Annotated in this window: 21 protein-coding genes and 1 pseudogene; 4 read left to right on the top strand and 18 right to left on the bottom strand. The window is 66.0% G+C overall.

Annotated features, from left to right (window positions below; all coding sequences use genetic code 11):
* Positions 1–3 precede the first annotated feature (3 nt).
* Both INQ48_06760 and INQ48_06755 read right to left on the bottom strand, forming a co-directional pair.
* Positions 4–1,194, bottom strand: coding sequence for a PepSY domain-containing protein (locus INQ48_06760; GenBank protein QRF60643.1), 1,191 nt, complete (start codon positions 1,192–1,194; stop codon positions 4–6).
* A gap of 52 nt (positions 1,195–1,246) precedes the next feature.
* A complete protein-coding gene (locus INQ48_06755) occupies positions 1,247–3,358 on the bottom strand; it encodes a TonB-dependent siderophore receptor (protein ID QRF58929.1) in 2,112 nt (703 codons plus the stop codon).
* 213 nt (positions 3,359–3,571) lie between these two features.
* Here INQ48_06755 and INQ48_06750 point away from each other — a divergent pair, with 213 nt between their 5' ends.
* Positions 3,572–5,173 carry a phospholipase D family protein gene (locus INQ48_06750; protein ID QRF58928.1) on the top strand — a complete coding sequence of 534 codons (1,602 nt, stop codon included), beginning with the start codon at positions 3,572–3,574 and terminating at the stop codon, positions 5,171–5,173.
* A 9-nt stretch (positions 5,174–5,182) separates the two neighbouring features.
* Here INQ48_06750 and INQ48_06745 read toward each other — a convergent pair whose 3' ends face one another.
* The 11 genes from INQ48_06745 to INQ48_06695 form a co-directional block, all read right to left on the bottom strand.
* Positions 5,183–6,259 (bottom strand): type 1 fimbrial protein, encoded by a 1,077-nt coding sequence (locus INQ48_06745; GenBank protein QRF58927.1) that lies wholly within the window; start codon positions 6,257–6,259, stop codon positions 5,183–5,185.
* 56 nt (positions 6,260–6,315) lie between these two features.
* The gene (locus tag INQ48_06740; GenBank protein ID QRF58926.1) at positions 6,316–8,976 is read right to left on the bottom strand and encodes a fimbrial biogenesis outer membrane usher protein; all 2,661 of its coding nucleotides are present in this window, start codon (positions 8,974–8,976) and stop codon (positions 6,316–6,318) included.
* Positions 8,977–8,980: 4 nt separating this feature from the next.
* On the bottom strand, positions 8,981–9,802 hold the full coding sequence (locus INQ48_06735; protein ID QRF58925.1) for a molecular chaperone: 822 nt from the start codon (positions 9,800–9,802) through the stop codon (positions 8,981–8,983).
* Positions 9,803–9,988: 186 nt separating this feature from the next.
* Positions 9,989–10,552 carry a fimbrial protein gene (locus tag INQ48_06730; protein ID QRF58924.1) on the bottom strand — a complete coding sequence of 188 codons (564 nt, stop codon included), beginning with the start codon at positions 10,550–10,552 and terminating at the stop codon, positions 9,989–9,991.
* Positions 10,553–11,071: 519 nt separating this feature from the next.
* Positions 11,072–12,079: a fimbrial protein gene (locus INQ48_06725; GenBank protein ID QRF58923.1), complete on the bottom strand. Its 1,008-nt coding sequence runs from the start codon at positions 12,077–12,079 to the stop codon at positions 11,072–11,074.
* Positions 12,076–14,637, bottom strand: a complete 2,562-nt coding sequence (locus INQ48_06720) for a fimbrial biogenesis outer membrane usher protein (protein ID QRF58922.1) — start codon at positions 14,635–14,637, stop codon at positions 12,076–12,078. Before INQ48_06720 ends, INQ48_06725 begins: the two co-directional genes overlap by 4 nt.
* A gap of 10 nt (positions 14,638–14,647) precedes the next feature.
* Complete coding sequence (locus tag INQ48_06715; protein ID QRF58921.1) at positions 14,648–15,430, bottom strand: molecular chaperone; 783 nt, start codon at positions 15,428–15,430, stop codon at positions 14,648–14,650.
* 175 nt (positions 15,431–15,605) lie between these two features.
* Positions 15,606–16,139: a fimbrial protein gene (locus tag INQ48_06710; GenBank protein ID QRF58920.1), complete on the bottom strand. Its 534-nt coding sequence runs from the start codon at positions 16,137–16,139 to the stop codon at positions 15,606–15,608.
* A 119-nt stretch (positions 16,140–16,258) separates the two neighbouring features.
* Positions 16,259–17,149, bottom strand: coding sequence for a response regulator transcription factor (locus INQ48_06705; GenBank protein ID QRF58919.1), 891 nt, complete (start codon positions 17,147–17,149; stop codon positions 16,259–16,261).
* Between the two features lie 33 nt (positions 17,150–17,182).
* Positions 17,183–17,947 (bottom strand): response regulator transcription factor, encoded by a 765-nt coding sequence (locus INQ48_06700; protein ID QRF58918.1) that lies wholly within the window; start codon positions 17,945–17,947, stop codon positions 17,183–17,185.
* Positions 17,944–18,591 carry a TetR/AcrR family transcriptional regulator gene (locus INQ48_06695; GenBank protein ID QRF58917.1) on the bottom strand — a complete coding sequence of 216 codons (648 nt, stop codon included), beginning with the start codon at positions 18,589–18,591 and terminating at the stop codon, positions 17,944–17,946. The genes INQ48_06700 and INQ48_06695 overlap by 4 nt, the downstream gene beginning before the upstream one ends.
* A gap of 367 nt (positions 18,592–18,958) precedes the next feature.
* Between INQ48_06695 and INQ48_06690 the strand changes: the two genes are divergently transcribed.
* Both INQ48_06690 and INQ48_06685 read left to right on the top strand, forming a co-directional pair.
* Entirely contained in the window at positions 18,959–19,594 is a 636-nt protein-coding gene (locus INQ48_06690; protein ID QRF58916.1) for a TetR/AcrR family transcriptional regulator, read from the top strand.
* 148 nt (positions 19,595–19,742) lie between these two features.
* Positions 19,743–20,915: a calcium:proton antiporter gene (locus INQ48_06685; protein ID QRF58915.1), complete on the top strand. Its 1,173-nt coding sequence runs from the start codon at positions 19,743–19,745 to the stop codon at positions 20,913–20,915.
* Between the two features lie 14 nt (positions 20,916–20,929).
* Here INQ48_06685 and INQ48_06680 read toward each other — a convergent pair.
* The 3 genes and pseudogenes from INQ48_06680 to INQ48_06670 all read right to left on the bottom strand — a co-directional run bounded on the left by INQ48_06680 (position 20,930) and on the right by INQ48_06670 (position 23,304).
* Positions 20,930–21,921, bottom strand: a pseudogene (locus INQ48_06680) (polysaccharide deacetylase family protein).
* Positions 21,922–21,934: 13 nt separating this feature from the next.
* Positions 21,935–22,321, bottom strand: a complete 387-nt coding sequence (locus tag INQ48_06675; protein QRF58914.1) for a hypothetical protein — start codon at positions 22,319–22,321, stop codon at positions 21,935–21,937.
* 11 nt (positions 22,322–22,332) lie between these two features.
* Positions 22,333–23,304 carry a tripartite tricarboxylate transporter substrate binding protein gene (locus INQ48_06670; GenBank protein ID QRF58913.1) on the bottom strand — a complete coding sequence of 324 codons (972 nt, stop codon included), beginning with the start codon at positions 23,302–23,304 and terminating at the stop codon, positions 22,333–22,335.
* A 105-nt stretch (positions 23,305–23,409) separates the two neighbouring features.
* Between INQ48_06670 and INQ48_06665 the strand changes: the two genes are divergently transcribed.
* A complete protein-coding gene (locus tag INQ48_06665) occupies positions 23,410–24,372 on the top strand; it encodes a LysR family transcriptional regulator (protein QRF58912.1) in 963 nt (320 codons plus the stop codon).
* On the opposite strand, the gene arsH is transcribed toward INQ48_06665, so the two are convergent.
* Together arsH and arsC are read right to left on the bottom strand one after the other, a co-directional pair.
* The gene (gene arsH, locus INQ48_06660; protein ID QRF58911.1) at positions 24,369–25,103 is read right to left on the bottom strand and encodes an arsenical resistance protein ArsH; all 735 of its coding nucleotides are present in this window, start codon (positions 25,101–25,103) and stop codon (positions 24,369–24,371) included. The genes INQ48_06665 and arsH overlap by 4 nt on opposite strands.
* A complete protein-coding gene (gene arsC, locus INQ48_06655; GenBank protein ID QRF58910.1) occupies positions 25,072–25,503 on the bottom strand; it encodes an arsenate reductase (glutaredoxin) in 432 nt (143 codons plus the stop codon). Before arsC ends, arsH begins: the two co-directional genes overlap by 32 nt.
* Between the last annotated feature and the right edge of the window lie 32 nt (positions 25,504–25,535).

Here is a 25,535-nt window from a genome sequence, read left to right as displayed (position 1 = left end):
GGCTCAGGCCTTCAATGCGGGCGCGGGATCGGCCTGCGGTGCGCCGCCCTCCTCGCGCCGCGGACGTTCGGCGGCCGCCCTGGAAGCCGCCGCGGGCACGGTGTTGCCGCGCTTGAGCCACAGGTACAGGCCGCTGCCCAGCACGATGATGGTCGCGATGTCGAGCAGCGCCCAGAGGATCTGCATCGGCATGCCGCCGTAGTCGCCGAAGTGCAGCGGCTGCGACACCAGCAGCGCCGTGAGATACCAGGGCAGCTTCGGCGCCGCCGTGACCTGCGCGGTCTTCGCATCGACCAGCACCGGCTGCAGCAGCTTCGAGGTGAAGGGCTCCTTGCCCTGCAGGAAGAAGGTGGTGTGGTGCGGGCTCGAGAACGCGGTGCCCGGGAAGGCGATGAACGACAGCCGGTTGCCCGGCGCGTGCTGCATCGCCGCCTCGTAGGAGCGCTGCACCGAGCCGCGTTCGCTCACGGCGACCACGGGCTCGTTCTTGTAGGGGGCCAGCAGCGTGGTGAGCTGGTCGTACTGCCAGTACTTGATCACCAGGTCGGCCCAGGTGTTGATCATGCCGGTGGCGCCGACCACGAACAGCCACACCAGCGTGACGATGCCCAGCAGGTTGTGCAGGTCGAGCCACTTGAGGCGCGGCCGCTTCTCGCGGCGCACCGTGCCGAAGTCGAGCTTGCGCATGAACGGCGAATACAGCACCACGCCCGAGACGATCGCGACCAGCAGCAGGAAGCCCATGAAGCCGAGGAACAGCTTGCCCGGCAGGCCCGCGAACAGGTCGACGTGCAGCTTGAACATCACGTACATGAAGCCCTCGTCGAACTTCGGCTGCGCGAGGATGACGCCGGTGCGCGCATCGACCGCGACCGACTTGAAGTCGTCGGTGGGCGCGGGCGTGGGCGTGAGCGTGACGAACCACAGGCCGTCGTCGTCCTCGGGCTGCGAGGCGAACTGCACCACGCGGTCGGGGTGCTGCGCGCGCGCCACCTCGAGCACGCGGTCGAGGCTCACGCGCGGCGTGCCCGCGGGCATCTTCGGCGCCTCGACCTCGGTGCCCAGCAGGTGGCCGATCTCGTGGTGGAAGATCAGCGGCAATCCCGTCAGGCACAGCAGCAGCATGAAGACCGTGCACACGAGGCTGCTCCACTTGTGCACCCAGGCCCAGGTCTTGATCTTTCGGCTGTTCATCGACATGGCGGAATTGTCCCCGAGGCTCGGTGTGGCGGCGGCTCGAAAAGCCTCAGAACTTGTAGGTCGCGGTGGCGACCACGTTGCGGCGCGTGCCGTACCAGCAGTCGCCGCGGGCCAGGCAGGTGCTGAAGTAGACCTTGTCGGTCACGTTGTTGATGTTGAGCGCATAGCGCCACTTGTCCGACTCGTAGGCCAGCATCAGGTCGAGCAGCGCGACCGACGGCACGCGCGGGCCCGCGCCCGTGCTTTCGATGTCGCGGAAGCCGCTCATGTAGCGCACGCCGGCGCCGGCCGAGAAGCCCGTGATGCCGCCGACGGCGAAGCGGTACTTGCCCCAGACCGAGAACTGGTTGCGCGGCGTGTCGGTGAGCTTGGGATCGACCTCGATGTAGGTGTAGTTGGCGATCAGGTCGAGGTCGCGCGCGAGCGTGGTCTTGAGCTCGAGCTCGAGGCCCTTGTTCTTGCTCGAATCGACCTGGCGGCCGTAGTTCGGGTTGGTGCTGTCGGAGACGGTGCGGTTCTTTTCCTTGAGCGAGAAGACCGAGGCCGTGAAGCTGGTCGGCGAACCCATGGGCTGGTACTTGACGCCGGCCTCGACCTGCTCGCCGCGCAGCGGCTTGAACAGCCGGCCGTTAACGTCCGTGCCGGCCTGCGGCGTGAACGACTCGGTGTAGCTCAGGTAGGGTGCCCAGCCCGAGGGCAGCGTGTACATCACGCCGAGCCGGCGCGAGGTGGCGGTGGTGGTTTCCGAAGCACTGCCTTCGGTGCCGGCCGTGCTGCGGTCGTAGCGCAGGCCCGCGACAAAGATCCAGTTGTCGAGCTTCATCTGGTCCTGCAGGTACACGCCGGCGTTGCGCTGCGTGGTGCGGGGCTTCCAGCTCAGGTCGGTCACCGGCACATAGCCCAGGCCGTAGACCGGGGCGTAGGCGTCGATGGCGCTGTAGGCCGAGCCTTCGTACTTGTCCTGGCGCTGGCGCGAATACTCGGCGCCCACCAGCAGCGTGTGGCGCAGCGCGCCGGTGTCGAAGTGGCCCTCGACATGGTTGTCGATGCCCGTCATGCGGGTCCAGGTCAGCGACTTGTCGTTGATGCGGCCGATCACGCGCTGGCCGATCGGGTCCATGCCCCAGCCGCCGGGGATGCTGAAGAAATCGGCGTAGTGGTAGTGCGAGTCGTTGTAGGTGCGCGACATCCGGAAGTTCTGCCGGAACGTCCAGTTGTCGTTGAACTGGTGCTCGAACAGCCAGCCGAAGGTCTTGCGCTCGGTGTCGTAGCCGTCGCCGGGCTCGCCGATGAAGCGGCTCACGGGCAGCTTGCCGTTGGGGTTCGGCAGGATCGTGCCCTGCCACGGCAGGAACTGCGAGGTGCTGCCGGTCTTGTCCTTCTGGTAGAGCCCCTGCAGGGTCAGCGAGGTGGCGGCGCTCGGGCGCCAGGTCAGCGAGGGCATGACCAGCGTGCGGTCGTCGGGCACGTGGTCGACCTGGGTGTCGGCCTTGCGCTGCAGCGCCACCAGGCGGTACGACCAGTCGCCATCGGCCGTCAGCGCACCGGTCAGGTCGGCCTGGATCTGCTTGCGGCCCCAGGAGCCGAACTGCACGCCCACTTCGCGCGCGGCCTGCGTCTGCGGCCGCTTGCTGACCATGTTGATCACGCCGCCCGCCGTGCCGGCGCCGAACAGCATGCCCGACGGGCCGCGCAGCACCTCGAGGCGCTCGAGCGTGTAGGGGTCGGGCCGCGCGGTCGCGGTGTACCAGCCCGCGGAGAAGAGCTGCAGCCCGTCGAGGTAGACCGAGGCCTCGCTGCCGCGCACCTGGAAGTTGTCGGAGCGCGAGTCCAGACCGTAGGCATCGGAGCGCACGCCGGCCGCGTAAGTGAGCGCATCCTGCAGGTTGGTGGCGCCCTGGTCCAGGATCTGGTCGCGGGTCACGACCGTCACCGACTGCGGCGTCTCGGCCAGCGGCGTGTCGGTCTTGGTGGCGGTGGCCGCATTCCTCGCTCGGTAGCCGTTCACGGACGTGGTCGCCGTTTCGGCCGGCGCCTCGACGCGGATTTCGGGCAGTGCCGTCGTGGCGGCCGTTTGCGCCAGCACCTGCTGGTTTGCGTAGATCGCCAGACACCCCATCAGCGCCAAGGCATTGCGCTGCGTCAACAAGACCGCCATTCCGACTCCACTCCTCATAGATATTAAGAACCATTCTCATTCTAAAACGGAGTAATTCACATTTCCGCCAAATCCGGGTGGGTTCGAGGGGTGCCGCCTGATCGTGCGCCTCGTGGTTTCGGCGCAACACAGCTAGCATCGGCGCGCGCCAGGCGCGGGATAGTCCCGTCAAGCTTCGCTTGCCGCCCCTGCAACATTCGCGCGCCCGCCGTCATGCACACCTCCCTCGCCTCCCGCTTCCCCGCCCTGCGCGGTGCCGCGGCATGGCTGTTCGCGCTGGCGGCCGCCTTCGTGCTCGCGGGCTGCGCGGGCCTGCCGCCGCGGGCCGCCGATACGCCGGTGCTCGCCATTCCGGCCTCCAATGCCACCCTGCTCGGTCGCGCCGCCGCCCATCTCGATGCGCCGCGCGACGGGCTGTCGAGCGTGCGGCCGCTGATCGAGGCCGCGTTCGCGCTCGATGCACGGCTCGAGCTGATCCGCCGGGCCCAGAGTTCGCTCGACGTCCAGACCTACCAGCTCGGCAACGACAAGACCGGCCGCCTGCTGCTGCGCGAACTGCGCGATGCCGCGCGCCGCGGCGTGCGCGTGCGGCTTCTGCTCGACGACTTCTATACGGCCGGCATGGACCCGCTGCTGCTCGGCCTGGCCGCCGAGTCGAATGTGTCGGTGCGGCTGTTCAACCCCTTCGTGAATGCGCGCGACCACTCGGCCACGCGCTGGATGGAGTTCCTCGGCGACTTCCGGCGGCTCAACCACCGCATGCACAACAAGCTGTTCGTGGCCGACGGCGCCATCGCCATCGCGGGCGGGCGCAACCTCGCCGACGAATACTTCCTGCGCAGCGAGGTCGCCAACTTCATCGACTTCGAACTGCTGATGGCCGGCCCGGTGGTGGCCGAATCGGCCGCGGTCTTCGACACCTACTGGAACAGCGACGTCGTCTATCCGATCGAGACCGTGGCCATCAACCACCGCACGCCGGCCGTGCTGAAGGCCGACTTCGAAACCGCCACTTCGCTGCGCTTCGCGCCCTGGCCCGATCCGCCGGGCGACAGCGACGTGCTCGGCGATCCGCCGCTGGGCCTGCAGCTGCTGAACATCCCCACCCTGCAATGGATGCGCGCCGACGCGCACGCCAGCGCCGACAGCCCGAACAAGGCGCTCGGCGTGATGCGCCATCCCACCGAATCGGTGGCGCAGCGCTTCCACGAACTGGCGGCCACCGCGCGCTCGAGCGTGCTCGTGATCTCGCCCTATTTCATTCCGGGCGACGAAGGCATGGCGCGCATCCGCGAAGGCCGCCGGCGCGGCGTGCAGGTCAGCGTGATCACCAACTCGCTGGCCGACAGCGACGAGCCGCTGGTCAACATCAACTACAACCGCTACCGCGTCGACATGCTCAAGCTCGGCGTCGAGCTCTACGAGGTCAGCACGCAGCAGCTCAAGCGCAGCGGCCAGTTCCGCGACCTGCTGAAGAAGGCGCGCGGCCGGCTGCACGCCAAGCTCGCGCTGATCGACCGCGAATGGGTAATGCTGGGCTCGATGAACCTCGACCCGCGCTCGGCCCTGCTCAACACCGAGTTCGGCGTGCGCGTGCGCAGCTTCGACCTGACCCAGGCCCTGCTCTATGCCTACCAGCTCGACGACATCGAGGGCGTCTACCGCGTCGTGCTCAAGCCCGATGGCGAGAACGTGCAGTGGATCGGCACGGGGGACGTCAACAACGAGGTGCTCGACAGCGAGCCCGACTCGAGCATGCTGACGCGGTTCCAGCTGCTGCTGTTCTCGTGGTTCGTACCGACGGATCAGCTGTGAGCGCGGGCGCTATTGGTAGGTGAGCGTGAAGGTCGCCATGCCGTTCGCCTGGCCCGGCGTCACCTTGTCGGCGGTCTGGATGTAGCTCGCGGAGAACGGCACGTCGTAGATGGTGCTCACCGCGGGACCGACCTGCATGCTCTCGCCGAACTTGACGAGCTCGTTGCGCTGTTCGTTCTTGAGCCGGATGCCCACGCCGCCGGCGACCCCGACGCCCGGGGTGATCTTGAGCACGCCGTCGCCGCCGGCCGGATCCCGGGCGCCATCCATGCGCAGGCTCACCATCTTGTTCTCGCTCACGCCAGCCTCGCAATCGAGCTTGATCGTGAACTTGCGCTCCTCGGCCGTGGTCCCCCGCCCGCTGAAGCTGCTCATGGGCACCTTGCCGAAAACCACGGGGATATTTTGCGATCCGGCGTCCACCGTACAACTCGGCGTCACGACCGTGATCCCATTGGCCTCCACGAAGATATTGATGAGGGATACCTGGTCGTCCCCGAAATATCTCGAGTAGAGGCCCGGGGCGATCGGACCGCTGCCCGTCCTCGGCTGGAATTTCTTGATCTGAACGCGCACCGTCATGTTGGGATCGAAAAAACCCACGATCGGACTGGTGCCACTCGGATCGCTGCCGGAGAAGGAATACGGATAAGGAACATCTCGGTAGTTCCCGCTCCCCCCGCTGTCTCTGTCCTGTCGCGAGAGCCGCATCGCGACGCCGGGGATGTTCGTCGAGTACCAGGAGTCTCCGAGCGCCGTTATTCCTGTCTTGTCGATGGTTCCCGTCAGTAGCGCCGTATATTGGCAAAGAAACGGCCGAATATTTCCCGGAATATTCATGGGAAATGTTTGATCGACATACACCTTGTTGATCGGATCGCTCGCACGCATCACGATGGTCTGGCCCACCTTCAGGTACACGTTGTTGATGGGGAAATCGGGATTCCGGCGGCAGGCAGCCTCGGCATCTTTCGCCATCAGAAGAAAAATCGCCGCCAGAAGAAGCGGGGGGGCTGCACGCCGAGCGGCGCGCAACGGTTGTGCCCGGCCTGCGCATCGGCCATCCGGAATCTGGGTGGGGTTCACATTCAATCCTTCATCATTTCCGGCGCGGGGCGAGCGGGTCGCCCTTCACCGTTGCTTCATTCACAAGTCGCCGCCGCTTCGCGAATCGGCGGCGCGCCGACCTCCTCGGGCAGGCTGTAGCCAAAGGTGCAGCGATCCTCGTCGCGCCGTCCCCAGCGCACCGTGAAGCGCCCGCTCGGTGGCGCGCCGGTCACGAAGGCCTGGCCATCGGGGCCCACGATGCCCATTTCCTGGCCCGCCTCGTTCTCGACCATGGATCCGAAGGGCAGCGGCTCGCCCTTGCGGCCCTTCAAGGTCAGCATCAGCCGATAGCCCACGGCCGTGTCGAACTTCGCCACCACCACCGCGCCGCGCGTGGGCACGACCTCGGTCACCGCGTTCTTGACCTCCACGTTGTCGCCCAGGTCCTGCGTGCGCACGGCCAGGCGGTTCTCGCGATAGGGGCTGACGTTGGCGACCACCGCATTGCCGGCCCAGTCGGTGGCCAGGCCGGGCCGCGATTCGATGCCCACGCCCGAAGCCTTGGGCACCTGCACCAGCGCGATCGTGTCGCCCAGCGGTTGCGACAGCGTCACGCCGCCGCCGTGCGCCAGCAAGCCGCCGGCCATGCCGACACTGGTCTGCCGGTAGCCCGAGCCCTGCGAATGGCTGAAGTCGAAACGCCCCACGGGCGACATGTAGCTGGCACTGGCGCCGCCGGTGGAGCCCTGGTCCCCGGCATGGCTGGCCGACACGCTGTAGCTCAGGCGCGAATCCTCGAGCACGGTGCCGGAGATGCTGGCCTGCTGGCTGGTGCGACCGTTGCGCTCGTGCATCACCGAGTAGTGGGCGTTGGCGCCGGAGGCGCCCAACGGAATGCTCAGCGTGACCATGATCTGGTTGGTCGGCGCCCGGTTGTAGAGGTTGCTGCTGCGGTTGTAGTAGATCCCGTAGCCGAACTGCTTGTAGCTGCCCGAGTAGCCGATCTGCACCAGGCTGTCCTTGGCGCCGGTGCCCCAGTAGCTCTGCTGGCGCGCCGACGCGGTCACCGCGCCCCAGTCGCCGAGCGACTGGGAAAGCTCCAGCCGCAGCTCGTTGCGACGGTTGTGGAGGCGTTCCCGCGGATCGAGCCCCTGCATGTCCGCGGCTTCCTGGAAGGTGCGGTAGCCGCTGGTGGAATAGCGGTAGCCGGCCACGCGCACGGTGGTCCCCGCGTCGAAGGCCTTCGAGTACAGGAAGCGCACCGACTGGCCGTTGTAGGTTCGATCGATCAGCAGCGGCTGCGACACCACGGCGCGCGCGGCCGAGAGGTCGGCGGAGATGGCGCCGAGCGCTTGCATGTTCTTGCCCACGCCGGCCATCACCGACTGGTAACGCCCCGAGGCGATGAGCCCGCCATAGACGCTGTAGTCGTTGCTCAGGCCGTGCGCCACCGTGCCCTGCACGAAGGCCGGCTCGGCCCGCGATCGCCGCGGCCAGGCCCAGGGCGCAAGGCCGCCATACCCCCAGCCGTAGGAGGACTGGATGAACTCGTCGCCGAGCGCGCGGCGGTACTTGCCGATCGTGGCCGAATAGCGCCAGGTTCCTTCGCGCAACAGCGTCGGCACGGCCGAGAACGCCTGGATGAACTTGGTTTCGCGTCCGTCGGCCTCGGTGACGATCACTTCCAGGTCGCCGCTCGCCGCCGTGGGATAGAGATCGTCGATCACGAAGGCACCAGGTGCCACGAAGGTGCTGTAGATGGCGTAGCCGTTCTGCCGCACGGTCACGCGCGCATTGGTCCGCGCAATGCCGCGGATGGTGGGCGCATAGCCCTGCTGGCTGTCGGGCAGCATCGACTCGTCGGTGGCGATCTGCACGCCACGGAACGGCACGCTGTCGAACAGGTTGCCGGGGGTGTTGCCGTCGCCGATCATCACCTGGGACTTGAGCGAGACCAGGTCGCGCTGCGCATAGGTGTTGACCGCCTGCCAGCGGCCTCGCCCATCGGAACCGCGGCTGTAGGTCGAGAAGTGGCGAAAGCGCCAGTCGCCGTGGTTGAAGCCGGCACGAATGCCCGCGAACAGGCTGTCGCGCCGGGGCTCCCGGTAGCGCTCGCCGAACGGGTTGCCGTCGAACGCGCTGCGCGGCACCGCGAAGGGGTCGGGCCCGCGGGGGGCGTTGTCGCCGCCATGGCGCGCGAAGTTGACCTGGTAGTCGAGCATCCCGGCCGTGATGCCCTTGTCCCACCTGTCGGAATCCACGGCACCGCGCGCCGAGCGCTTCATCGCCGCCTGCGGGATGCTGACCGCGAGGCGCAGCTTGTCGGGGTCGTAGCTGGAGGACGCATCGGGAATGGCCGCAGCCAGATCCACGCAGGCGTCGTCCGCCAGCGCCGCCAGCGTTGGAAACACCGCCACGTTGAGACCCCACCCGTCGAGCATGCCGCGCGTGAGGCAAGGCTGGGCGTCGCTCTTGCCGTCCTTGGCATCGAAGCGGATCACGGCCTGGCCCGCGCTTCGCTTGTTGACCGACACGTCGACGGTGTACGAACCGGGCAGCACGCGATTGCCGAAGGCGAACAGCGACAGGTTGGCACTCTGCTGGTCACCGCCGACGCCGAGAAAGCCCTCGTTGAAGCTCGATGCGACGAACTGCTGCGCGACGACCGGCGCACCGAGGGCGCCGAGCACGGCGGCGCACAGGCTGAGGCGGAACGGCACGCCTGCGCGCGCCTGCGGGGGGTACGTACGTCGCATCGGCTTAACGCGGCGCGCCGCTGCGGGTGGCGGAAACGGAAGGAGCTTCGGGAATGGGTGCCGGCTCGGCCTTCAAGGCCACGGGTTCGGCACCCTCGGGCACCTTGACGAATTCCTCGGGTGTTTCGCTGCCGTAGTCGCTGACGGTCGTGAAATTGATCTGGATGGCCTGCGGGACCTTGAGGGTCTTGAACGGAAAGCTCAACTCGCCGAACGGCGGGACCATACCCGCATCGAGCTCTTCCTGGTCCTTCCCGTCCGGCCCCTGCCCCTTGTTGACCGTCAGTTTCAGCAGGGTGATGTGATAGGCGCTCGCATTGCCGACCTTGAGCACGGCGCCCTGGCCTTGCGGCCCCGCGCTCACCGACCATTTGAGCAGGGTGCGCGACTCCGATGCACTGCCCGGCAGGCCCGCGGGCCGGTAGAACAGCTTGAGCCGGTTGCGGATCGCGACCTGCAGCACATTGTCCTGGTTCGACAGCTGGGGAATCTCCTTGACGTTGAGCCAGAACACGGACTCGCGATCGGCCGGCAGGTCACCGGCGACGCGCATCACGCGCAGAAGGTTCTCCTTGCCCGGATCGAGCCGCGACAGCGGCGGCGTGACGATCAACGGGGTCTTGTTCTTGCCCTCGCCGGCATCGACCCAGGCCTGGATCACGTAGGGCGATGTGCCGTAATTCTTCATCGGCAGGGAGGTTTCACGGTCCTTCTCGCGCAGGATCACGCGCGTGCCGGAAAGCATCACGCTGGCGCTCGCCAGGCACTGGAATCCAAGCATCACCAGAATGCCGAAGACCCACCGAATTCGTTTGTTGCTGTACATATGTATTCCTCGGTGCGAACCGCATCCATGACGCGCGCACACGCGCACTCCGACGCGCCGATGGCGACGCCTCAAAGGAAAAAATCGATCAACTGGAGACGAACGCAAGAACTGCGCGGCCTTGCGCCGCCGATGCGCGCCTCAGAACGACGCGAGATCGCGAAGACCTCGCGCCGTCATGCTCAATTAGTTGTAGGCAACCGTGAATTGCGCCGAGCCGGTGGCCGAGCCGGGCGTGAGCGCAGGGCCGTTCGGAGTAGCGGGCGTCACCGGCAGGGTCGAAACGTAGCGTGCAAAGAACTTCAGGTCGTTGTCGCCTTCAGCAATGATGTAATCGCGCGAGGCTTGGCCCAGCGGAATCTTCACCTTGCCCCAGTCGCTGATTTCGATAGCGACACCCTTGGCCGTCGGGTCACCAGTGCCATTCACGCGATCGATCGCCAGCAGTTCCGCGTTGAGCGTGTCTGCCGTGCCCTGGAAGGTCACCTTGGCCTTGGTGGCGGTCGCGGGGCAGTCCCGCAGACCAAGCTCGAAGTTCTTGTAGTCGAAGCCCGAACCAACCGTCGGGAAAGCACCCTTGTTCGGCCTGCCCAGGTCCACCGTCTGATTGACACTGTTGGGGGCGATGCCGCAGATGCTGTCGGTGACTTCACCCACGAAATTGACCTTTCCATCCTGGGCCAGGGCAGCTTGCGACATGGCGCCGACGGCGGCGATCACTGCGATCTTGATAAATGCGTTCTTAAGCATTGGTTTCCTTGGTAAAAGTAATGTGAATTACAAGTCCGACATCAATCGGACCAACGCAATGGTAGTTACCAAAAACAAATAAACGCTACTCTCGATTCAATATTCAATGCAATTGTGATTAAATCTCTTTAAGGTTTCTTACGAACGCGATGTGTCTAATTGAACAATGAAAAATTCATTTTCAATAAGATAATAATAAATAAACAATTGGGGTTTGAAGAGGGCTTGAGCCTCCGATCGACCGGGCCGCCCGAAGCGGCGAGCGCCGGGGTGCGGCCGCATCACGCCGCGACTGGCCTGCTGATGCGCAAGGGTGAAGGTGGGGATGCCGTTAAGAATACGCGGCTGAAGCTGCGCTCCGGTCGACATAGCACGCGCGACGTGCATCCGTCGATGCCATGGACATGTCGCGGCTCGACATGCCCTGATTCGGGACGGTGAAATGCGCGCGACGCCTCGGTCAGCGCGCGACGGCCGCACGACCGCACCGCCCTCACGGGGGTGCGCCGGCCGTCCTGCTTACTTGTAGGAAAGCGTCAACGTGACCATGCCGTCGGCCTGACCGGGGATGATGTCCTTGGCCGTCTGGTAGTAGCGCGCCTTGAACGGCATGTCGATCGTGCCAGCCGCGGAATTGCCGATCGCGACGGGCTCGCCGAATTTGACCGGCGTGTTGGTCTTGCCGTCGAGTATCTGGATACCCACGCCGACGGCGACCTTGTCGGCATCGGAAGAAAGCTGGAGCACGCCGGGCTTGTTCGATGGATCCGCCGCTCCCTCGAGGATCAGAGACACCGCATTGCCCTGCTGCTTCTCCGACACATCGCAAGCCACGCCGATATTGAACGTCTTCTCCGCCGCCGTGCTGCTCACCCCCGAGAAGCGATTCATGCGCACTTCGCCCAGCGAGACCGTCTGGTTCTTCGTCGCCGTGGTGATCTGGCAGGTGGGCGCGAGGATTTGCACCGAGTTGATGTCCGCGGTGAACCACTGCTGGGCAGGGTTGCCCACCATGTGAAAGCGGGCGTAGGCGCCGGGCGTGATCGCGCCATTTCCCACGACGGGCGCCGTCTTGACCAGCTCGATCACCACCGCTCGCCAGTCGATATAGACGGGCGAGAAGTTATTGCCATGTTGTTCATGGCGACTGCCCAATTGATTGACCTTGCCCGGCGTGATTCGCACCCTGTAGCCGATGCCATCGATATTGGTCGAATAGGTGGTCGGCGACATCCCCTCGACCTGCGTTCCCATCAGGGGACTGAGGATGGCGTAGACGCCGGTGCCGGAAGAGGAGCCCTGACAGATCCAGAAGGGGCCGCCACCGAAACTGAGGTTGCCGCTGCTCGCAATGACACTACCGATGCCAGCTGTCCGCGGCACGATGATCGTGCTGGGCGCATTGAATATACGGGCGCCTTTGTTCATCTTCGCGCTGTATGCACACTCCGCGAACGCACTGCCCGAAGCGATGCTCGCCCCCACCAGAATTCCCGACACCAGAAAGCATCGATGCAGCGCGCTCATCGGCAGATCTCCTTCATTTCGTGGATGGGCGCCGCAACGTCCTGAGCGGGTACGCGATAGCTGACCTGGCATTGCGCGCCGGCACGGTCGCCCCAGATGACTTTCAAGGTGCCCGTTTCACCCGCGCCGGTCACATAGGCCTGGCCCTCGGGTCCGACCACACCCACTTCCTGGCCCGCCTCGTTGTCGATGCGCGCGCCGAAGGGAAGCGGCCGTCCTTGCGGATTGGTCAGCGTCAACATCAGCCGATAGCCGACCGAGGTCTCGTACGGCGCCAGCACCACGGCGCCGCGCGTGGGCACGACCTCGCGCGCGGCATGCTTGACTTCGACCTTGTCGTCCAGGTCCTGTGTCAGCAGTGCGAGGCGGTTGTTTCTATAGGGCGTGAGGTTGGGGACGACGGCATGGCCCGTGGCGTCGGTGCTCACGCCGGACTGCGACTCGATGCCCACGCCCGAGGCCTTGGGAACACGCACGAGCGCGATGGTTTCGCCCAAGGGCTGCGACAAGGTCAGGCCTTCGCCATGCGCCACCAGGCCGCCCGCCACGCTGATGTTGGTCTGGCCATAGCCCTGGCCCTGGCTGCGGCTCAGGTTTACCTGCCCGCTGCGTCCCTTGTAGGTCAGGTTCGCGCTGCCATTCGATCCGTCCTCGTTGGAGCGGTCCACCGTCAGGCCGTAGGTCAGGCGGAAGTCGTCCCATGCGCTGCCGGAAACCCCCGCCTGATGGGTGACACGGCCCTGGTTGTTGCGCGAGACGGCGTAGCTCGCATTGACGTTCGATCCGAGCGGAATCGACAGCGTCAGCATGACCTGGCGATTGGCCGGTCCCCGTAGATTGGAAACCTGGCTGTAGAAGATGTTGTAGCCCACCCGCCCGTAACTGCCGGAATAGCCGACCTGCACCAGCTTGTCCTTGCGGTCGCTGCCCCAGTAGCTCTGCTGCCGGGCCGACGCGTAGAGCGAGCCCCAATCGCCCAATGGCTGCGCCAGGTCCAGCCGCACCTCGCTGCGCCGGTTGAAGAAGGGCAACAGGTTCTCCGCGGCATAGCGCATCTCGACCGATTCGGAAAAGGTCCGGAAGCCGCTCGTCGAATAACGGTAGCCGGCCATGCGGAAGGTGGTGCCCGTGTCATCGATCGTCTTGGAATACAGGGCCCGCAGCGACTGGCCGCTGAGCGTCTTGTCGCCCTGCTCCTCGGTTCGGGCATGCGTGAGGTCCAGTGACACCGCGCCGAAGCCATACATGTTCTTGCCCATGCCGACCATCCCGGCCTGATAGCCGCGCGACAGCGTGGCGCCGCCATAGACGGAGAAATCCTTCGGCAAGCCTCGCGCCAGCGTGCCCTGGACGAAATAGGGACGCTCGGCGTTGCCTCTGTAGCGCTCGTCACCGCTGCGGAACTGGCCCGCGGTGGCGCTGTAGCGCCACGTGCCTTCGCGCAGCAGCGTGGGCACCGCGGCGAATGCCTGGATGTAGCGCGTCTCGCGGCCATCGGCCTCGGTGATCGTCACTTCCAGGTCACCACCCGATGAAGTCGGGTACAGGTCGTCCAGCGCGAAAGGTCCGGGCGCGACGTAGGTGTTGTAGATGATGTAGCCGTTTTGCCGTACCGTGACGCGCGCATTGGTCTGCGCCACGCCCCGGATGGTGGGCGCATAGCCTTGCAGGCTGTCCGGCAGCATGGCGGTGTCCGAGGCCACCTGCACGCCCCGGAACTGGAAGCCGTCGAACAGTTCGGCCGATGTGAAGCCATCGCCGATCAGCAGTTGGCCGCCGATCGAAGGAAGATCGCGCTGCGCGTACGTCTGGACGGCCTGCCAGCGCCCTTTGGCATCGAAGCCGCGGTCGTAGTTGGAGCGGTGGCGAAAACGCCAATCGCCGACGTTGAACCCTCCCAGCACCGAGGCATAGAACGTGTTGCGCTCGACCTTCTCGCCGCCGAAGGCGCCAGTCGAGGTCGGCCCTCGATAGGAGAGGCTGTTCGATCCATGGCTGCGCGACACGCTGAGCTGATAGTCCAGCATGGCGGCACTGATGCCATGGTCCCATTTCGACGGCTCGACCGCGCCCCGGGCCGAACGCTTCAGGGCCGCCTGGGGAATGCTCAGCAGCAGCCGCTGCTGGCCTGCGTCGTAGGTGGCCGTGGCCTCCGGCACCGCGGCATTCAGGTCGACGCAGCTCTCGGGCGGCAGCGTCGCCAGGCCGGAGAAGGCGTCCACGTTCATGCCCGAGCTGCGCAGCAGGTCCACCGTGAGGCAGGGCACGGCATCGCGCTTTCCTTCCACCGCATCGAAGCGGACCTCCACCTTGCTCAGCGGGGCACCATTGCGGATGATTTCGACCATGTAGACGCCGGGCATCACCTGGTTGCCGAACGAGAACATCGAAAGATCGGCGTTCGCCTGGTCGCCGTTGATGGTCAGGAATTTCTCGTTGAAGATGCTTTCCTTCGGCTTCTGCGCATGGCTGGCGTGTGCCACGAGCGCGAGCGCAATGGCCGAAAGCGCGTGCTTTCGAACATTTCGAGGGTGGGCGGAGGCACTCACGACATTCATCTCCGTGACGTCATGGCCGCTTGTCGGTCGCCGCGGCTTGAGGCTGGAGTTCCACGGGCTCGTTCGCCGCGGGAACGCGGACGCTTTCCTGAGGGGTCTGCCCGCCGAAGTCGTTGATCGTGGTGAACTTCACGGAAACAGCCTGTGGCTCCGTGATGCTGTTCAGCGGATAGATGCGCTCCTCCATCGGCGGCAACATGTCGGGATTGATCTCCTGCTGATTTCCATTGACATGGAGATAGGTGAAGGTGACGTGATAGGGCGTCGGGTTGACGATCTTCAATGCGGCGCCCTTGCCGTCCTGCCCCGCCACGATGGCCCACTTCAACCGGTTCCGGGCGGCCGCCGGATCGCTATCCCGCAGGGCCGTGGGCCGATAGAACAGCTTGATGCGCGTGCGCACCGCGATCTGCAGCACGTTGTCTTCCTGCGCCTTCTCGGGAATCTCTTTCACGTTGAGCCAGAACGCCGATTCGCGGTCGGCGGGAAGATCCTTGGATGTGCGCAGTACGCGCAGAATGTTTTCCACGCCGGGGTCCAGCCGCGAAAGAGGCGGCGTGACCAGGAAAGGTGTCTTGTTCCTGCCTTCGCCGGCATCGATCCAGGCTTGCACGACATACGGCGAACCGCTTTCGTTCTTCATCGAGATCGATGCTTCGCGGTCTTTCTCGTTGAGGATGACGCGGGTACCACCGAGCATGACGGCGGCATCGGCCGGCGCGATATGTGCACCCAGCAAGCCGACCACCATCAACGTGACACCTGCCGAGCGCAGCGCGTTTTTGAAAAGCATGGAGTTCCCCGATGCGCGGCTCAGGCGGAGCGTGACGCGCCTCATGTGCGCGGCGAGCCGGTCCGGCGCCAAGAAGAAGAAGAAAGAAGAAGAGGGAGAAAAAATGGCCCGTGAATGGACGGGCCGTATCCGTTTGAAATACCCCATCCGACTGTGGCCGGACGGGTTGCCGGATTTACTTGTAGGCGATCGTGAAGTTCGCGACGGCGTTGCCCGAACCGCTCGTGACCTTGTCCTTCTTGGTCGTCACGTAGCCGGCCTTGAAGCGCAACGAGAAGTCGCCCTTGCCCAGCTGGTAGTTGGCGGACGCCGCGTTGTTCGCGATCCGGGTGCCGGCGGAATCGAGCACTTCGATGCCGACGCCGCCTGCCGCGTTGACTTCGCCCAGGCCAACGGCCAGAAGCGCGGAGTCATCGGCATGGGGCGGTGCGCTGAACGTCACCGTGGCGCCGGTGGCCGTTTCGCCGCAGTTCATCAGCTTGATCACGAACGGCACCGGCGTGGACTTGGTGCCGTCCGCGGCGGCCATGTGGGCGCTGGAGATGGTGCCCAGTTCCACGTTCTGGTTCTGGCTCTCGCCAGCGATGGAGCAAGGCGCGTCGATGATCTTCCCGTTGAAGTTGACGTTGCCATCGATCGCGAAAGCGCTCTGGGCGGCGACACCCAACGCGGCGACAGCGACGATCTTTGCGATCGTGAATTGATTCATTTTTATTTCCTAGGAAATTAGATTAATAAATTAAGAGACCAGTGCCGAGATGGCGGAGCGAAGTCTATTCAGGAAAAACAAGTCAAAAATTGAACTTTGACAATTGTTCAATATTGCAACTAAGGTGTGACTCGCACCTCGGACTCCGATCGATCGCCACTCGATGTCACGATGCGCACCAGCCGGAACCCCTGCGCATAGACGCTTGCCAATTGCGCGCCGTTCTCGGGTTGCAGTTTCAGCTTGACGCGCAATCGATAGATGTGCGTATCGAGCGTCTTGGAATCGATGCCGAGTTCCCGACCCCATATGGCCTTTTCGAGCATGGTTCGGGTGACCAGTTTTCCGACATTGCGAAACAGGTACAGCGCCAGATCGAACTCCCGACGCGACAACTTGACCGGCTGGCCGTACAGGCAGAGATGACGGGCCGGAAGGTCGATGGCATAGACACCCACGCGCAGCACATCGCTGGGGAGTTCGAGATGCGGATAGGCGCGCCGGGCCAGCGCCTGGATGCGCGCCGCGAACACGGAGCGATGCGCGGGCCTCGGCAGTACATCGTCGGCGCCGGCCGCATACAAGGTAGCGATCACGTCTTCGCGAAGTTCCGTGCTCAACAGCAGAACGGGCGGCAAGACGCCAGCTCGCGCTCGTATCCGCTCGATCAGCAGGCAGGCTTTCTCGGCGGAGAAACGGTGCAGGTCGAGGACGAACAGGCCGGCATTTCCCGTGTCGTCCTTCTCGACGGAATGAACGTCGAGCGCCATGGTGCGAATCGAATAGCCGAGGTCCACGAGCAACCTGGCGAGCACCTCGGCCTGGACTGGGTCGTCACCCAGCAGCGCAATCTGCAACGGCTGCTCGGCGCAGCGCTCTTCTTCGGAGTCCATCTCGATGCGGTGCGTCGAAACACTCCATTTGTCGCTCTGGGGCACTTCGGCCGTGCGCGACATCGCGCGCGCATGGCTGCCGTGAAAACCACGAGAGATGGAACCCTGCCAAAACATACTGTCTCCTGCATCTGCAATACACGAACACCGTCACCCCGAGCGCATTTCCGACGGTGGATTCAGCGCCACCAGGCGGTAACCGACGCCATAGATCGTCAACAAGCGCACCCCCTTCTCCGGCCCCAGCGAAAGCTTTCGTCGCACGCGGGTCACGTGCACGTCGAGCACGCGGGAGCCCGGACTGGCGGGCCGGTCGAAAAGCTGTGCCTCGATCTCCGCGCGGCCGATGACCTTGCCGAGGTTCTGGAACAGGATCAGCGCCACCTCGAACTCGCGCGGCTGCAGGCGGACCTCCACGCCATCGACCAGCACCACGCGCGCCTGCCGCTTGAAATGGAAGCTGCCCCAGATCAGGTCTTCCTCGACCGGCTGCGCGTTGGCGCCGTTCCTGCGCGAATGCAGCAGGCGCAGGCGCATGGCCAGTTCCGCGCCGTCCACCGGTGCCGTGGCGAACTCGATACGTTCGCCGTTGATGGATTCGTCGTCGAAGGTGGACGCCAGTTCCAGCGCATCGCGCGAGACGACCACGAGGATCGGCAGCTTCACCATGCTGCGCAGATTCACCCATCGTCGCGGGCTCCACGCCTTGTCGGCACAGGCGATCAGCGCGTCGTAGCGGCGGCCCGAGGACAGCGAGTCCCACAGGGTCTGCACCGAATCGAAGGCCGCCGAGGCGAAGCCCTGCGAATCGAGGGCATCGCGCAACGCGCCGCGGTTGCGGTCGTCGCCGAAGACGAGAGCCAGCGAGGAGATGGATCCCGGGTTCGAGATCCCGGCATGGGTCGTCGGGCTCATGGCGCGAACCCTCCGGACGACCGCGCCGCCGATTCGAAGCCCGGGACCACCTCGGCCACGAAGCGTCGGACGCTTTCGCGGACCACGTCGAGCTCCATGTCCGGCTCACGCGCCGCGCGCAGCACCACGCCTTCAACGAAGCATTGCAATGCAAAAACCCGGCCGCGAATCTCCGCCTCGGGCAAGAAACGGTGGACCTCCCGCAAGTGGGCCTGCAACAGCGTGACCAGCGCCTGGCGTTCCTGAACCACGGCCTGCATGCTGGCGCCGGCCACGCGCGCCCGGCGCGCTCCCTCCGCGATCGCTTCCAGCATGAAGGCGGCGTTCGCCGCACCCGTGGCGCGCCAGCAGCGCATCCGGTCGCACACGAAGTCCGCCACCGTCTCGGGGGTGAGCGCCGTCAGGCTGCCAAGCCCCAGCCCCTGCAGGCGCTCGAGCAAGGCCAGCACGATGTCGTCCTTGGTCGCGAAGTGCCGACGAATTTCGTCAGGACTCGCTTCGGCCGCATCGCAGATGCAGACCATCGACACGGCCCGGATGCCGCGCTGCGCGAAGCATGTGGCCGCCACCGAAAGAATGCGGTTGCGCGCTGGCTCTTCATCGCGTGCGCCGACTGCTTGCTTTATCCCTGTTTCCTGTACCACTTGAATCCTTTCGACGGATGCCGAACAGACAGAATCTGTTGCATTGAAGAGAGTGAATATTCATTTTTTCTTAGGTTAACCTACTCCCTCCTTTCAGAGAACCCAGTCCACCGGATTCCTAGGGGAAAGCAACAACATTCACGCAAAAATACGGAACTAGTTCTCGATACATGGGGGCTGTTGCCACCAAGTTGTCGACAACGCCCCTCTTGGTGAAAGATCGAACCGCGCCACACAGCGAGGGCCGCGGCGCCCTTCCGCCGGCTCCCGTCATCACTCAAAACATGAATGAATGTTTATACTTTCAGGACGTTCATGAACGTCGTCACCAGCCTCCCATGCCACCCCACCCACGAGGAATTCCCGAGTGAATAGCACTACCAAGCGCTCGTCCCCCAAGATCGAACTGCGGGCGGAGTCGCAGCGGCAACGGATCCTGAAGGCCGCGACGGAATGCTTCATCCAGGACGGGCTGCATGCGGGCACCATCGCCCGCATCAGCGAAGCGGCGCAGATGAGCCCGGGGCTGATCTATCGCTACTTCTCGAGCAAGGAAGAGATCGTTCTCGCGCTCATGCACCGGCAGATCAGCACCGGCAATGGCGCGGGACTGCTGGGACTGCCGCCGAAGGTCGTGACGACGCGCATCTGCGAATACCTGCGCCGCTGGCTGGCCGGCGACCCCGACGTGCCGAGCGCCACGCTGATCCTCGAGATGAGCGCCGAGAGCACGCGCAACGAAGCGATCTCGCGACAGATCCTGAAGGTGGACGGAGAAGCCAAGACGTCGCTGACGGCCTGGCTCGGCGATCTGCTCGCCAAGTCCGGCGCGGCGCTGAGCGAGCACGAGATCGCGATTCGCGTCCTCACGCTCGAATGCTTCGTCGAGGGCCTGTTGATTCGCGCGGTCCGCGAGCCGACCCTCGACATGGAACTCGTCGAGAAGAGCATGGACAACCTCATGGCCACCCTGGTGCCCTTGCCGGCCGGCAACGCAACTTGATGGCAGTTGAGCCGCGGACGGTGCTCCTTCACCCGGCAGTGCCTGTGATAGAGTGCCTCCAGCGCATCTGCCGCGCTCGCCTTTGGGGACGACTCCAAAACGCGATCACCGTTCGGGGACGACCCTGCGCTTCTGCTGAAGTTCAACCATGGTCACTCCCCGCAACCCGCCGCCTCCGGGCGCTGCCCCCAAGCCTTCCGTTCCACCCTCGACCTGGCTGCTGCTGATCGCCGCCTGGGGCGTCGTCGGCGCGTTCACCGTCTTCGGTGCCGAATGGCTCGGCCCCTCGATGACGCCCGTCGCGGCGGGTATCGCCTTCGCGGCGCTGTTCGTCACGATCCTGGCCGCGTCCTTCGGCGTGGTGAAGGAGGCCGACCATCTCGCGCATGCGCTCGGAGAGCCCTACGGCACCCTGATCCTGACGCTGTCGATCGTGCTGATCGAGGTGGTGCTGATCGCCTCGGTGCTGCTGGGCCCGGGCGACTTCCCCACCATCGGCCGCGATTCGATCTTCGCCGTCATGATGATCATCATGAACCTCGTGATGGGCCTGTGCCTGATCGCGGGCCACAGCCGCAACGGCCATCAGGCCTACAACGCGCAAGGCACGGCTTCGTACCTGGCGATGGTGGTGCTGCTCGCCAGCATCGCACTGGTGCTGCCGAAGTACCTGAGCGACGCGGGCGAGTTCACGACCTTCCAGGCCCTCGGCATCACGGCGGTGACGGCCGTGGTCTACGCAGTCTTCCTCGGCATGCAGATGCGAAGCCACCGCAAGCTCTACATGGAGCCCTCGCCAGCCGTCGATGCCGAGCCGCCGCCCCGCCATGCCGTCGGCCTGCTGCCCCAGCCCGCGCGGACGGACACGCGCTTCCTCCTGCTGCGCTCGGCGCTGCTGATCGCGCTGATCCTGCCGATCGTGCTGCTCGCCCACCATCTCGCGGTGGTCACCGACTACGGCATCGCGGCGGCCGGCGCGCCCACCGCCCTGGGCGGCGTCCTGATCGCGATCATCGTGTTCACGCCCGAGTCCATCACGGCCGTGAAGGCCGCGATGAACAACGAGATGCAGCGCGCCATCAATCTGTGCCTGGGCGCCTTCGTCTCCACGGTGGGACTGACGGTGCCGGCCGTGCTCGTCATCGGCCTCGTGACCGGCAAGCAGGTGATCATGGGGATCTCGAACGCGGAGACGGTGCTCTACGTTGCCACCGTGGCGCTGAGCATGCTCACCTTCAACGGCCAGAAGACCTCGGCGGTGCAGGGCTGGATGCACCTCGCGCTGTTCGCGATCTTCGGGCTGCTCCTCTTCAGTCCCTGAGCCGAGATACCCGCTCAGTAGCTCCGGTTCGGCACGCCCGACATCGACAGCGCCCACTGCGCGATCCGGTCCTTTCGTTCGAAGGCCACGCCCGGGTGCTTGTTCGCATAGGCCAGGAACTCGCCCAGCGCCTTCACGCGCGCGGGCGTGCCGCCGATGCGGTCGTGGGTGGAGATCGACATCATCCGCCGGCGGCCGGCCGCCTCGGCATAGAGCTGGTCGAACTCGTCCTTGAGCTCCTGGCCGAAGGCCGCGGCCGTGAGCGGCCCCTCCGCACCGAAGCGGGCGATGTCGTTTATGCGCAGCGTGTAGGGCACGACCGCGAAGGGCTTGCCGTTGACCTGCGTCGTCATCGGCTCGTCGGCCGAGAGGTCGTCGATGTGGTACGTGAAGCCCAGTTCCTGCAGGATGCCGAGCGTGCGCGGCGTGCCGCGCGGCCAGAACGCGTTGTAGCCCGCAGGACGGGTGCCGGTGGCCTTGCCAGCGCATCGATGTTGGCCTGGTAGGAGGCGCGCTCCTGTTCGGGTGAGATGTCCCAGTGCGGGGTCCAGGTCTGGCCATGCGCGGCGGCTTCGTGGCCGCGCTGCACGATCTCGCGCGCGAGCTGCGGGTTGCGCTCCACGGCCTGGCCGGTCATGTGCGAAGTCACCTTCACGCCATGCCGGTCCCACAGGTCGAGCAGCCGCGGGATGCCTTCCCGCACGCCGTATTCGAACCAGGTGCGCGCCGGCAGGTCCGGGTACTTCGCATCCATCGGCGGAAACGGCGAACCGTTGTCGTGCTCGCTCTGCGCGCCCGACTCGAACTGCATCGACACCGAGATCACGAGCCGCGCGCCGTTCGGCCAGTAGCGGCCGGTACCGGACGTGGCTGCGGCCTTCGGCCGCGCCTGGGCCCGCGCTTCGCCGGCCGCGAGGCCGGACAGCGCGGCAGCCGCCACCGTGCCCGCGCCGCCGCGCAGGATGTTGCGGCGCTCGAGGCTGCCGATGGAGGGGTTGGCGTTCATCTGGAGATCCCTTTCATGGATGGTGGGGGTTCGATGGCGGGTTCCACTGCTGCTTCCAGTAGTTCGCCTTGGGGTGTTCGCGCAGGAACACGCAGCACTGCACCCATTGGCCGGGCGACAGTGCCTCGACCGCGCGGGACAGCACCGTGAACGCGGTGTCGGCCATCCGCTGGCTCACCTCGCTCGCACGCGGATTAGTGAGCACCAGCGTGGCGATCAGTTGCTGCGCGCCGGGCTCGTCGCCGCAGAGTTCGGCCACGATGGGTTGCACGCGCGACTTCAGATCGCCGAGCGCGGCCGACCCGCTGTCCGCGAGTGCGCGGTGCAGCGTTCGCAGGGTCTGCGGCCAATCGATGGCCGCGAGCAGAGGAGGCGATGCCTCGACAACGATGTGGGGCATGGCGCGCGACCTCAATCCAGCTTGATGCCGGCCTCGCGGATCAGTTGCTGCCAGCGGATGCGCTCGCCGGCCATCATCCGCGCGAAGCCCTGCGGCGAGCTGTCGACCGTGATCGATCCCAGTTCCGCGAGCTTGTCGCGCGTGTTCTTCTGCGCCAGTGCGCGGCGCATGTGATCGACCAACCAGGCCTGGCGTTCGCTCGGCGTGGCCGCGGGCGCGACGAAGCCGTACCAGCCGCCGATCTGCGCATCGACGCCGCTCTCCTTGAGCGTCGGGACCTCGGGCAGCGCGGGGATGCGCGCGGGGCTGGTCACGGCGAGCGCCTTGAGCCGGCCCGACACGATGTGCTGCAGCACCGCCGGCGTGGCCTCGAACAGCAGTTGCACGGTGCCGCCCATCAGATCGTTGAGCGCCGGCGCCGAGCCGCGGTACGGCACGTGCAGGATCGACACCCGCGCCTCGCGCTTGAAAAGTTCGGCCGCCAGGTGCTGCGGCGTGCCGTTGCCCGCCGAGGCGTAGGAGTAGCGGCCCGGCGCCTTGCGCAGCACCTCGAGCGCCGCGCGCAGGTTCGGCGCGGGGAACGAGGGATGCGCCACCATCACCAGCGGCACCGACGCGGCCCAGGCCAGCGGCGCGAAGTCCTTGGCCGGGTCGTAGTTGAGCTTGGGATAGAGCGCGGCATTCGCCGCCATCGGGCCGAGCGCCGCGAGCAGCAGCGTGTGGCCGTCGGCCTCACCGCGCGCCACGGCTTCGGTGCCGATGTTGCCGCCCGCGCCGCCGCGGTTGTCCACGATCACCGTGGCGCCGCTCTCCGTCTGCAGCGCATGCGCCATCAGGCGCGAGATCGCGTCGGTGGTGGCGCCGGCCGGGTACGGGCAGACGATGCGGATCGGCTTGGAGGGAAAGGCCTGTGCGTGCGATGCGCCGGCAAGGCCGGGGATGGCAAGGGCCGCGCTGGCCTGGAGAAAATTTCGTCGCTGCATGAATCGGTGCTTCCTGATGTCTCGTCTTGGGAGGCAGTTTCAGAGCATGCGCCGGCCGCGGCAAATCGCATTTTTCGGCACACCTCATCGGATAATCCGATCGCCATGACCGCACGCCCCAGCAGCCGCGCCCAGCGCGCACGCGATCCCCTCGAGCTCGTTTCGCTGCGGCAGCTGCGCTATTTCAGCGCCGCGATGCGCGCGCCCAGCTTCAACGAGGCGGCGCGCGAATGCTCGATCTCGCAGCCCGCGTTGTCGGAACAGATCGCGCTGCTCGAGCAGGTGCTGGGCGTGCCGCTCTTCGACCGCACCGGCGGCCGCGCGGTCCCCACGCTGTCGGGGCACGAACTCGAACGCCGCATCGCGGGCAGCCTGCTCGAACTGCAGTCGGCCTTGCGCGAGGTGCCCGAGCGGGCCGACACCATCTCGGGCCTGGTGCGCGTGGGACTCGTGCAGTCCTACGGCGCCTGCTGGGTGGTGCCGGTGATGCGCGCGGCGCAGGCGCGCTGGCCCGCGCTGTCCGTGGCGCTGCGGCGGCGCACCGCGCATGCGCTCGAGGAAGGCGTGCTGCGCGGCGACTTCGAGTTCGCGGTGAGTTTCGATCCGCACCCGCATGCCGACCTCGAGATCGCGCAATGCTTCGTCGAGCGGGCCGTCGCCGTCGGCGCTCCGCAACGGCGCGCGCGGCGGCTCACGCTGGCGCAGCTCGCGACCTGCGGGCTCGCGCTGCTGCCGAGCGAATACACGATGCGCCGCGAGCTCGACGCGGCCTTTGCCGCGCAGGGCCTCAAGCCGCGGGTGCGGCTCGAATCGGATGTATTCGAAGACCTGGTGGCCGCCGCGCGCGAGAGCGGCATGGTCGCGATCCTCAACGCCGCGGCCGCATCGAGCCTGGCGGTGCACGACGCGGTGCCCATCGATTGCGTCGAGCTGCAGCGCAAGGCCTGCCTCGTGCGTTCACGCACGCGCCATCACACGAACGCGTCGCGCCATCTCTGGGATGCGCTGATCGCGGGCGCGCCGGACCTGCCATCGGGCTGGACCGCGCCCGACAAGGCACGGCGCTAGATGCTTCGCAGGTTCACGCGCCGCGACAAGGCCTCGGCGCTCTCGCGCCGCTCGCTGTAGCGGTCGACCAGATGGCCGGCGCAGTCGCGCGTCAGCAGCGTGAACTTGACCAGTTCCTCCATGACGTCGACCACGCGGTCGTAGTACGGCGAGGGCTTCATGCGTCCCGCTTCGTCGAACTCGAGGTAGGCCTTCGCCACCGAGGACTGGTTCGGGATGGTGATCATGCGCATCCAGCGCCCGAGCACGCGCAGCTGGTTCACCGCATTGAAGGACTGCGAGCCGCCCGAGACCTCCATGACGGCCAGCGTCTTGCCCTGGGTCGGCCGCACGGAGCCGACCGACAGCGGGATCCAGTCGAGCTGCGCCTTCATGATGCCGGTCATCGCGCCATGACGCTCCGGCGAGCACCAGACCATGCCTTCGGACCACTGCGCGAGCGCGCGCAGCTCCTGCACCTTCGGATGGTCCTCGGGTTCGCTGTCGGGCAGCGGCAGGCCGCGCGGATCGAAGACGCGGGTCTGCGCGCCCAGCGCGCGCAGCAGCCGCTCGGCCTCTTCGGTCAGCAGGCGACTGTACGAACGCTCGCGGACCGAGCCATAGAGCAGCAGGATGCGCGGCGCATGCGTCGAACGCTCGACGGGCCACAGGTGCCGTGGGTCCGGGAGCCGGAAGGCCTCCGCATCCAGGTTCGGCAGGTCAGGGCTTGACGACACGCTGGCCTTTCGCATCGATGACGGGCTCGCCGTCTTCCTTCGAGAACGCGCCGCGCTGGGCGTGCGGCAGCAGGTCGAGCACGGCCTCCGACGGCCGGCACAGGCGCGTGCCCAACGGCGTGACGACGATCGGGCGGTTGATGAGGATCGGGTGCGCGCGCATGAAGCCGATCAGCTCCGCGTCGCTCCACTTTGCATCGGCAAGGCCGAGCTCGTCGTGGGGCGTGCCCTTCTGGCGCAGCAGGTCGCGCACGCCGATGCCCATGTCGGCGAGCAGTTGCTCCAGGGTTTCGCGGCTCGGCGGATGCTTGAGGTACTCGATGACGGTCGGCTCCTCGCCGCTGTTGCGGATCAGCGCGAGCACGTTGCGCGAGGTGCCGCAGTCGGGGTTGTGATAGATCGTGATGTCGCTCATGGAAGGGAGGGATGTCGCTGGTGAGAAAGCAA

Origin of the sequence: Variovorax paradoxus (assembly GCA_016806145.1) — a bacterium.
In the GTDB taxonomy this organism is placed as follows: domain Bacteria; phylum Pseudomonadota; class Gammaproteobacteria; order Burkholderiales; family Burkholderiaceae_C; genus Variovorax.
This window is presented reverse-complemented; position numbering and strand designations above follow the sequence as displayed.